Source organism: Methanobrevibacter sp. UBA188 (genome assembly GCF_905234905.1).
In the GTDB taxonomy this organism is placed as follows: Archaea; Methanobacteriota; Methanobacteria; order Methanobacteriales; family Methanobacteriaceae; genus Methanocatella.
Window position 1 is genome coordinate 636 of the sequence record NZ_CAJOJM010000064.1, and the last position, 7,965, is coordinate 8,600.

Annotated in this window: 5 protein-coding genes; 3 read left to right on the plus strand and 2 right to left on the minus strand. The window is 32.8% G+C overall.

Going from position 1 to position 7,965, the window contains the following annotated elements; translation table 11 throughout:
- A partial coding sequence (locus QZ143_RS08965; protein ID WP_292883381.1) for a zinc ribbon domain-containing protein occupies positions 1–469 on the plus strand: 469 nt, incomplete at its 5' end.
- Between the two features lie 50 nt (positions 470–519).
- Complete coding sequence (locus tag QZ143_RS08970; RefSeq protein WP_292883384.1) at positions 520–987, plus strand: hypothetical protein; 468 nt, start codon at positions 520–522, stop codon at positions 985–987.
- 515 nt (positions 988–1,502) lie between these two features.
- Here the strand turns inward: QZ143_RS08970 and QZ143_RS08975 are convergent.
- Both QZ143_RS08975 and QZ143_RS08980 read right to left on the minus strand, forming a co-directional pair.
- Entirely contained in the window at positions 1,503–2,105 is a 603-nt protein-coding gene (locus QZ143_RS08975) for a TetR/AcrR family transcriptional regulator (RefSeq protein WP_292883387.1), read from the minus strand.
- Between the two features lie 46 nt (positions 2,106–2,151).
- Entirely contained in the window at positions 2,152–2,730 is a 579-nt protein-coding gene (locus QZ143_RS08980) for a TetR/AcrR family transcriptional regulator (RefSeq protein WP_292883390.1), read from the minus strand.
- Positions 2,731–2,967: 237 nt separating this feature from the next.
- Here QZ143_RS08980 and QZ143_RS08985 point away from each other — a divergent pair.
- Positions 2,968–7,965 (plus strand): hypothetical protein (locus QZ143_RS08985; protein ID WP_292883392.1); only part of this gene is annotated, 4,998 nt, incomplete at its 3' end.

The window sequence follows — 7,965 nt, forward strand, 5'->3', positions numbered from 1 at the left end:
ATTAATGTCTAAATGCAGGAAAGGAAGCAGGCGATGGAAAAAACTAGAAAAAAGACTACAAAAATGGTACAACAAAAGAACAAACCAATTAAATGACTACATTGAAAAACTAACCTACAACCTAGTCAAAAAATACGACACCATAGTCTTTGAAAAAAACTACTCTACTATCAAAATTTTAATCGGAGGAGAACAAAACATGATATTTCCTCTATCGCGATTCATAAAAAGACTAAAAGACAAATTTCAACTCTACAAAAGCGAATCCGATGGCGTACAATTCGTAAAACCACACAACACAAGCCGAACATGCCACCACTGCGGACACATAAACAAAGAGTTAAAAGTCAAAACACGCAACTGGAAATGTCCAAAATGCGGAAAAATACTTGATAGAGACATAAACGCAGCAATTAATATTCTAAACCGCTGGTTCAACGGGGATTTGCCTGAAAAATACTTAAATTAACCATATTAGGTGAAAAAAATTCAGGAATCCCCACCCTCTTTTAGGGTGGGGTGGTTCAAATTGTTTGTTCTTTAATATCTTGGTCAATAAGATATATTTCGGAGTCTTTAGGTTTAATAGAAACGGGATTTGGATTATATTCATTTAATTGTTATTTGTCTCCATTATACTTTATAGGTGGTATTGCATTATTCTGTGTCTTTAAAAATATTAAAATTACCAAATCATTTTCAATATCCGTGATTAAATTCTTCGCTCCAGTTTGTTTCGGTGTTTACCTGATACATGATAATATGATAGTTGACAAGTATGTCTTGGCCAAAAAATTCGCATTTTTAGCAAATATGGATCCAATTTCTATGATTATTGGCATAATTCTTGTTGGTGTGGGAATATTTGTTGCATGTTCTTTAATTGACTGGATACGGGAATTGTTATTCAGAAAATTAAAAGTCAAATCCAGACTTGCTAATTTGGAAGAAAATATCTACTTGAAATTTGATAACTATTTTAAGTAAATAGTTATTATTTTCTTTTTTTAAAGTCGTATGATGAGCTTAATACTTATGAACATTGTGTATTGAATACATTTTTTGCAATGAAGATGGCACGAGATAAGGTACAGTTTTAATTATTGGATTATAAAATTAATGACTTACTTTTTAGTTATCATCAGCTCCAACAGTTGCAAGAAGAGATACAAGCGAAATACTTTGATGTAGATGTAGGCTATGAAAAATAGGCGGAAGTAAGGAAGTATGAAAATACTCATTGGAATGAAGAAGCAGAAGTAATTAGTCAGTTTAAGTATTATTTAAATGATTTGATTATGCAATTAAATGACGGCACGGAGCAGTTAATCATTAACATGGAAAATAATATTTAGTTTTCTGTATCTAAATATTTGTCAGAAAAAGTAGTAATTTAGGCAAATAATTAATTAATAACCTGTTAAACAGAAGGTGGGTTACTCTTAATATGTCATGAATTTTAATTATTTTTTTTCTTGTTTTATTAAATTTAAAATAGTTTTTCACTGGTATTCGATGGCCTGCCATGCCATTTCAAAGTTTTTCTCAAAAATGAGATCAATATCCGCACTTGGGAAATCTAACCAAACGCATTGAATTCCCATATACATGATATACAATGATTCGGCAATGTTTTTAGTTGAAAAGTCTTTTCTGATTTCATTTTGCATTTTTCCATCTTCGACAAGGTCGGATAAAAATATTCCAATATTATTTCCTGTTTGTGAAATTACTCTTCTAACATCATCATTGGCATATCCTGTTGAAGTTAAAAGCATTAATACGCTTCTATAATTGATTTTTTCATTTATGCTTTCAATTTCCGCACCGTTTATGAAGTGATGTAAAATATAAAGCAATGCATCATGGATTCTGTCCTTTGTGGAACCTTCAAGAGGGATTTTATCAAAATCGATTTTAATATAATCCACCATATACTTTTGCATAATTGATTCAAATATGTCATTTTTATCTGAAAAATGATAATATATGCCTCCGGTTGTCAGCCCGGTGCAATTTCGAATTTCACTAATTGAAATGTCGATTGTGCCTTTATCCAATATTAATTTTAGTGTTTTTTCAAGAATCAAGTCTTTAGTGTTCATCTAACCACACAATGTTTTTAATAGTTAATTAATTATTCTCTGAATCTTATCTTTTCCCATTGCAAATGGTTGAAATCATATCATCAATTAGATACATTTCCCATTTATATTCAATTCCCATGTACATGATAATTAATGACTCTACAAGGTCTTCGGTTGGTAGGTCTTGTCGGATTTCCCTGTTTTTTTGACCTTCATTAATAATTTCTGTGAATAATTCCTTCAATTCGTTTAGGAGGATTTGGCATAAATCCTGAAAATTTTCATGAGCAAATCCATTTGCAGTCAAAATCAATAATATGGTTCTGTAGTCTATTTCATCATCAATAGATTCAATATTGATTCCGGTTTGTTTCTGCTTAAAAATTTCAGCCATGACATCATGGATTTTCTCTTTTGCATTTCCATTTATCTGATTGAGTTTGTCTATATCGAATTTGTAATAGTTTATATAGTATCTTTCAGTAATTTCTTTATATATTTCTTCTTTGTTTGAAAAATAGTGATATATTCCACCAATTGCAATTCCGGAGGATGCACTTATTTCTCTAATAGAAATGAGAGAGTCTTGTTTTTCTATCATTAATTTTAAAGTATTTTCTAAAATTAACTGTTTTGTATTCATACATTAAACAATTTATATTTTATAGTTATTAAATGATATAGAGAACGAACGTTCGGTTGAAGTGTAAAATTAATTTTAAGAACAAACGTTCTGTTATATTGGAAAATAAAAACTAAATTTATAGTTTTAATTCCTCAAACAACAATAAGTTTATAAAACAATAAACTGAGAAATATTATTGAGTAAATTTTTTGAATGAATATTCTATAATTACTTACAAATTTGAGGTATTTTAAAATGAAGAAAAAAACGATAGGGATATTGCTGATAATCCTTGTATTGTTTATAAGTATTGGCGCAATTTCAGCGGCTGATGCTAATGAAACATTAATGGAAGAAGTCAGCGATACCGAGATAGCAGCAACTTCTGTTGCTGTTGATGAAGACAACGCTATTTCGCCGGAGAGTGAAAGTGGCGGAGATGTTGAAATTAATGTAACTGATAGTCGAGATGAAAATCATAAGGTGGGAGTTGCACCCTCTGCTTCAGATGATGTGCTTTCCGCTGCAAATGATGATTTGCTTAAACACAGTAGTAAAAATTTTTACTATGATGGTACTGGTGAATGGTATTATGATTTGGAAGATGCCTGGTCTGACGCTGAAGATCATAAGGGAGGAACAATAAAGGTTTTGGCAGGTTATTATAAATACTCTGATGATGATGATGATTTTGAGTATAAAGTTAATACAGCAGTAACTATAACACTCCAGCCATACGGCAACGGCCCAGTAACTTTTGATGGAAGTGGAAGTGGTTGGTTCCTTCGTGTAACTAATAATAATGTAAAGGTCACAATCAATGACATTACCTTTAGAAATATGAAGGCACGTGATGGTGGTGCTATTGAAGTTGAAGATGGAGCACAATTGACCTTGAACAGGTGTATATTTGAAGAAAATCATGCTAATAGCGATGGAGTTAGTTATGGATTAGGTGGTGCCATAAATGTGGATGAAGGTTCACTTAAAGCCACAGACTGTAGGTTCATAAACAATAAGGCTGATAGATACGGTGGAGCCATCTGTATTGAAGATGGCGGTTCAGTTGAACTTATAAACTGTTATTTTGAAGGAAATAAAAAGGGCTCTGATGAACCAAACGATTTTGATGATTATAGTATAGATAGTGGTAAAAGTGCAGATTGGAGTTTTGAAAATTGTCTATTTATAGGACATGGTTCCCTTGAAATTGAAGTAGACGCTCCTACTCAATCAGTCACAATAACACCTAACGTTGATGATGATGTAAATTTAGTGGTTTTATATAAAGATGGTTCTTATTATACTGATAAACCTTGGGCTAATCTCCATTCTGTAGAATTCACTGATCTTGAAACAGGAACATATACTGTTTACATGATGAAAGATAGTGACAAAAGATACAGTTATTCTGGAAATATTTTTACTATTTCAGACTCTTATTTTATTTTAGACGATAAGGACGCATTTGGAAGTTTAAGTGCAGCTGTTAATGCTATTCCTAATGGTGGAAGTGGAGTAATTACTGTTGAAGCCGGAACTTACACAGGTTCTTCTAATTTTAACGTACAAATTAGAAATAAAGTAGTAACAATTATGCCTAAAATTATTTCCGAATATGAGGATACTGTCACTTTTTCAAGTAATTCTCAAAATTATCTGTTGGACGTAGGTGCTAATGCCCAACTTATCTTAGAAGATATAACTATAACCGGTAAATTTTCAAAAGCAGCATTAATATTCACTAGCAGTTTGGAGTCTTCCATTACAGATTGTGAATTTAATAATATTAAAAATTCTCAAAATCAACCTGGAACTCCGATTAATGCTCAAAATTCAAAATTGGAACTTAATGGTACAACTTTTGATTTAAACGGTCAAATTATCTTAACAAACACTGTTGCAACTATAGATGAATGTGCTTTCACCAACAATACTGGTGAACAGGGTGGAGCAATTAATGCAAATCCTTCTTCAGATTTAACTATTACAAACTCAGAGTTTACCCGTAATGATGCAACTGAAGGTGGTGCAATATATGCTACTAATCTTAAAATTGAGGACAGTACATTCATGCTAAACACAGCTGAAACTGGAGGAGCTGTCTATATAACTGACAGCAGTGACAGACTCGTTAATATTACCTTCTGTGTTTTTGATTCCAATATTGCAACTAATCAGAGAAACATATACTCCAAATCACTCACAAGGAAATTTAATTTAGAGTTTAATGAATATGATTTGAATTTAACAATGACTCAAAAAGATGCTTCATATGGTAGTGAGTATATTCTTAATGGTAAATTTGACTGGGGTTCAAATTTAAATAATACTTTTACTCTTTTATCAGGAACCATGGATGATGAGAATGTTTTCGGAGATTTGCTTACTGTTGAAAATAACGAATTTAATATAAATCTTGGAGTGCTGAGTGGTGGAACACATGAATTAGCCATGGAAGGAATGTATACCCAGGGAGACAGTAATGACCATTTCTATACTCACGTATATTATTCTGATTTAAAAGGAAACGAATTCTATCTAACAAACCCTGCATATCTAAAAGTAGTTATTGCAAAAGCTAAAATATTATTGAATCTTGAAGTAAAAAATGTATTAATACCTGAAATACCTGTTTTAAATCTTTATGCTAATTGGGATAATAATTACACAATTTTCATCGGAAATAAATATTATAAGCTTGAAGTTGTAAACGGTAAAGGTAGCATGCAGCTGACTGGCCTTGATTTAGGCAATTATTCAGTTGTTGCTATGCGCGATGCTGATGAAAACTTTGATCTTGCCATGAATTTTACTACTTTTTCAGTAAGTAAAACCTACAGCAACTTCCTCGTCGTAAGTACAAATGTGGAATATGATACTTTAGCACAGGCAGTAGCCAATTCCGGCAATGAAGATACAATATATGTTAAAAACGGCACATATAAAGACACAAAAATAGTAATATCCAATAAGACTTTAGATATTATTGCATTGGAAACTGTGGTCTTTGATGCTCAGGGCGGCGATGCGAATTTCATAATTGTAAACGAAAATGCTGAAGTCTATATTTATGGTATAGCATTCAGAGGAATTCACAACAGAAATACAAATTATGGAGCTATAGTCAATCACGGAGATCTTTCACTGGATTCATGTAATTTTACAGACAATAAGATTACAAAAACATCATTTGCTGGAAATGGTGGAGCAGCCATATTCAGTGACGGAGAATCACTGGAAATTGACAACTGTAATTTCATAAACAATGTCGCTCCTTTAAAAGTAAGTACTGCAGCAGTCACATCATTGGGTTATGATGATGTTTCAATCACAGATTCCAAATTCATAAACAACACTGCACGTGAAGGAGGAGCAGTTCACTTTAAAAACATAGCTCAATTTGAATCAGCAATCTATTCATGTGATTTTGAACAGAATACTGCTGTTAAAGGATCTGCAATATATGTCGGAAACAATTCAAGATATGCATCTGTAAGCCTATCTAATTTCGTTAAAAACAACATCAAAAATAGTTTAGGAGAAAAAGCCCAACTTGAAGGTGGAGTAATATATGTCAATGGAAACACTACCAAGGTAACAATTGACATCGGATTATCCAACTTTGAAAACAACGCCAACAAAGATGTCGACGGAGGAGTCTTATGTCTTGACGGAAGTTCAAATGCATTCATTGAAGGCTGTACCTTCAATAACAATAGCGGTAAGTTGGGTTCTGCAATTTTAATCAAAAACCCTAATAATGAAAAACTCACATTGTTTATAGATAGCAGTTCCTTTACAGATAACCATGCAACAACTGGAGCTGTTGCAACCTCTCCTAAAGTTATAGCACTCATTGAAGAGTGTATTTTTATGAATAACACTGGAGAAAACAGGCATGTTTACAGCAACGGATTTACCGTGGCTCATGATACTGTTTTTGAAGTTAGCGATGCTAACTTAAAAGCGTCAACTGTTTCATATGGTAATAACTCAATAATCAAAGGTGCAGCAAATCCTGGTGTCAATATCTACACATTAGCAAACTTAACCATTGATGGTGAAAATGTCACTGCAGAAATTAAAAACAATGCATTTACCTATAATGCAGGTGTATTGAATCATGGAAAACATACAGCTGTTTTAAACAATATTGTAGATATGAACAATAATACCTACTTGATGGACAGCATAAGTGTTACTTTCAAAGTTAACCGTATAGGCATTGAATTAAATGTTTCTGTTGACAATATTACCTATGGTGAAACCCTGAAAGTCGTTGAAACATTGCCTTCTACTGCTTCAGGTAGAATAAGTTACCAATTGAATGGAAAAGGATACACAAAAGATGAACTCGAATCATTGAAATTAGATGCAGGAAAATATACCCTAGTAGCTACCTACAATAATGAAGATTACGCACCTTCATCTTCCACCATCAATTTTGAAGTATATAAAGCTAATCCGACCATATCTGTAGAGGATGTGGAAGTAGAAGATAATGGTACCGTTATTGTAAACATAAAAACAAATGTTCCATCAATCTATACAATAGAAATTGGAGATTACAAAACTGATAAATATGTTAACGGTAGCAGAGCTGTTGAAATAGATAAAATATTTGAACCTGGAACCTACACAATCAAAGTCACTTCACAGGAACGTGTAAACTACAAATCAAATTCCACTGAGGCTACTTTGAAAGTCACTAAAAATATTCCGGTAGTCACATTAAGTGCCTCCAATAAAGTCACATCTCCAAATAAGGCTATTGTCGGTGTTTCAGCTCCGGAAAATGCAGTAGGAAATATCACCTACACAATAACAGATTCGAATAAAAACATTGTTAAAACCCTAACCCAATCCTGCAGAGACGATTTAATCGTTTCCGATTTGGATGACGGAGACTATGAAATCAGTGCAGTATTTGAAGGTGATGATTTATACTATTCAACCAGCAATATCAAAATGGCTCCATTATCCATTATGAGGTCCGCAAGTAATGTAAATATTCTCAGCGAGGATGAAGATGACTATGATGATGAATATAACTATCCATTCATATACCAGGAAGATGAAGATTCAGATTATGAATATTATGAAACCTTGGAAGAAGCAATAGATGCGGCTTCATTAATGGGAGGAATCATTACAGTTAGAGGCGGAACCTATTATTACGAAGATGGAAACGCCGGTATTGATATTGAAGGAGAAGCAGAAATAACAATCAGAGCTTTTGCAGGCGAAGAG

Bases quoted from the DNA above. Each gene is read 5' to 3' on its own strand.
- QZ143_RS08975 (WP_292883387.1), bottom strand. From the start codon at position 2,105: ATGAACACTAAAGACTTGATTCTTGAAAAAACACTAAAATTAATATTG.
- QZ143_RS08980 (WP_292883390.1), bottom strand. From the start codon at position 2,730: ATGAATACAAAACAGTTAATTTTAGAAAATACTTTAAAATTAATGATA.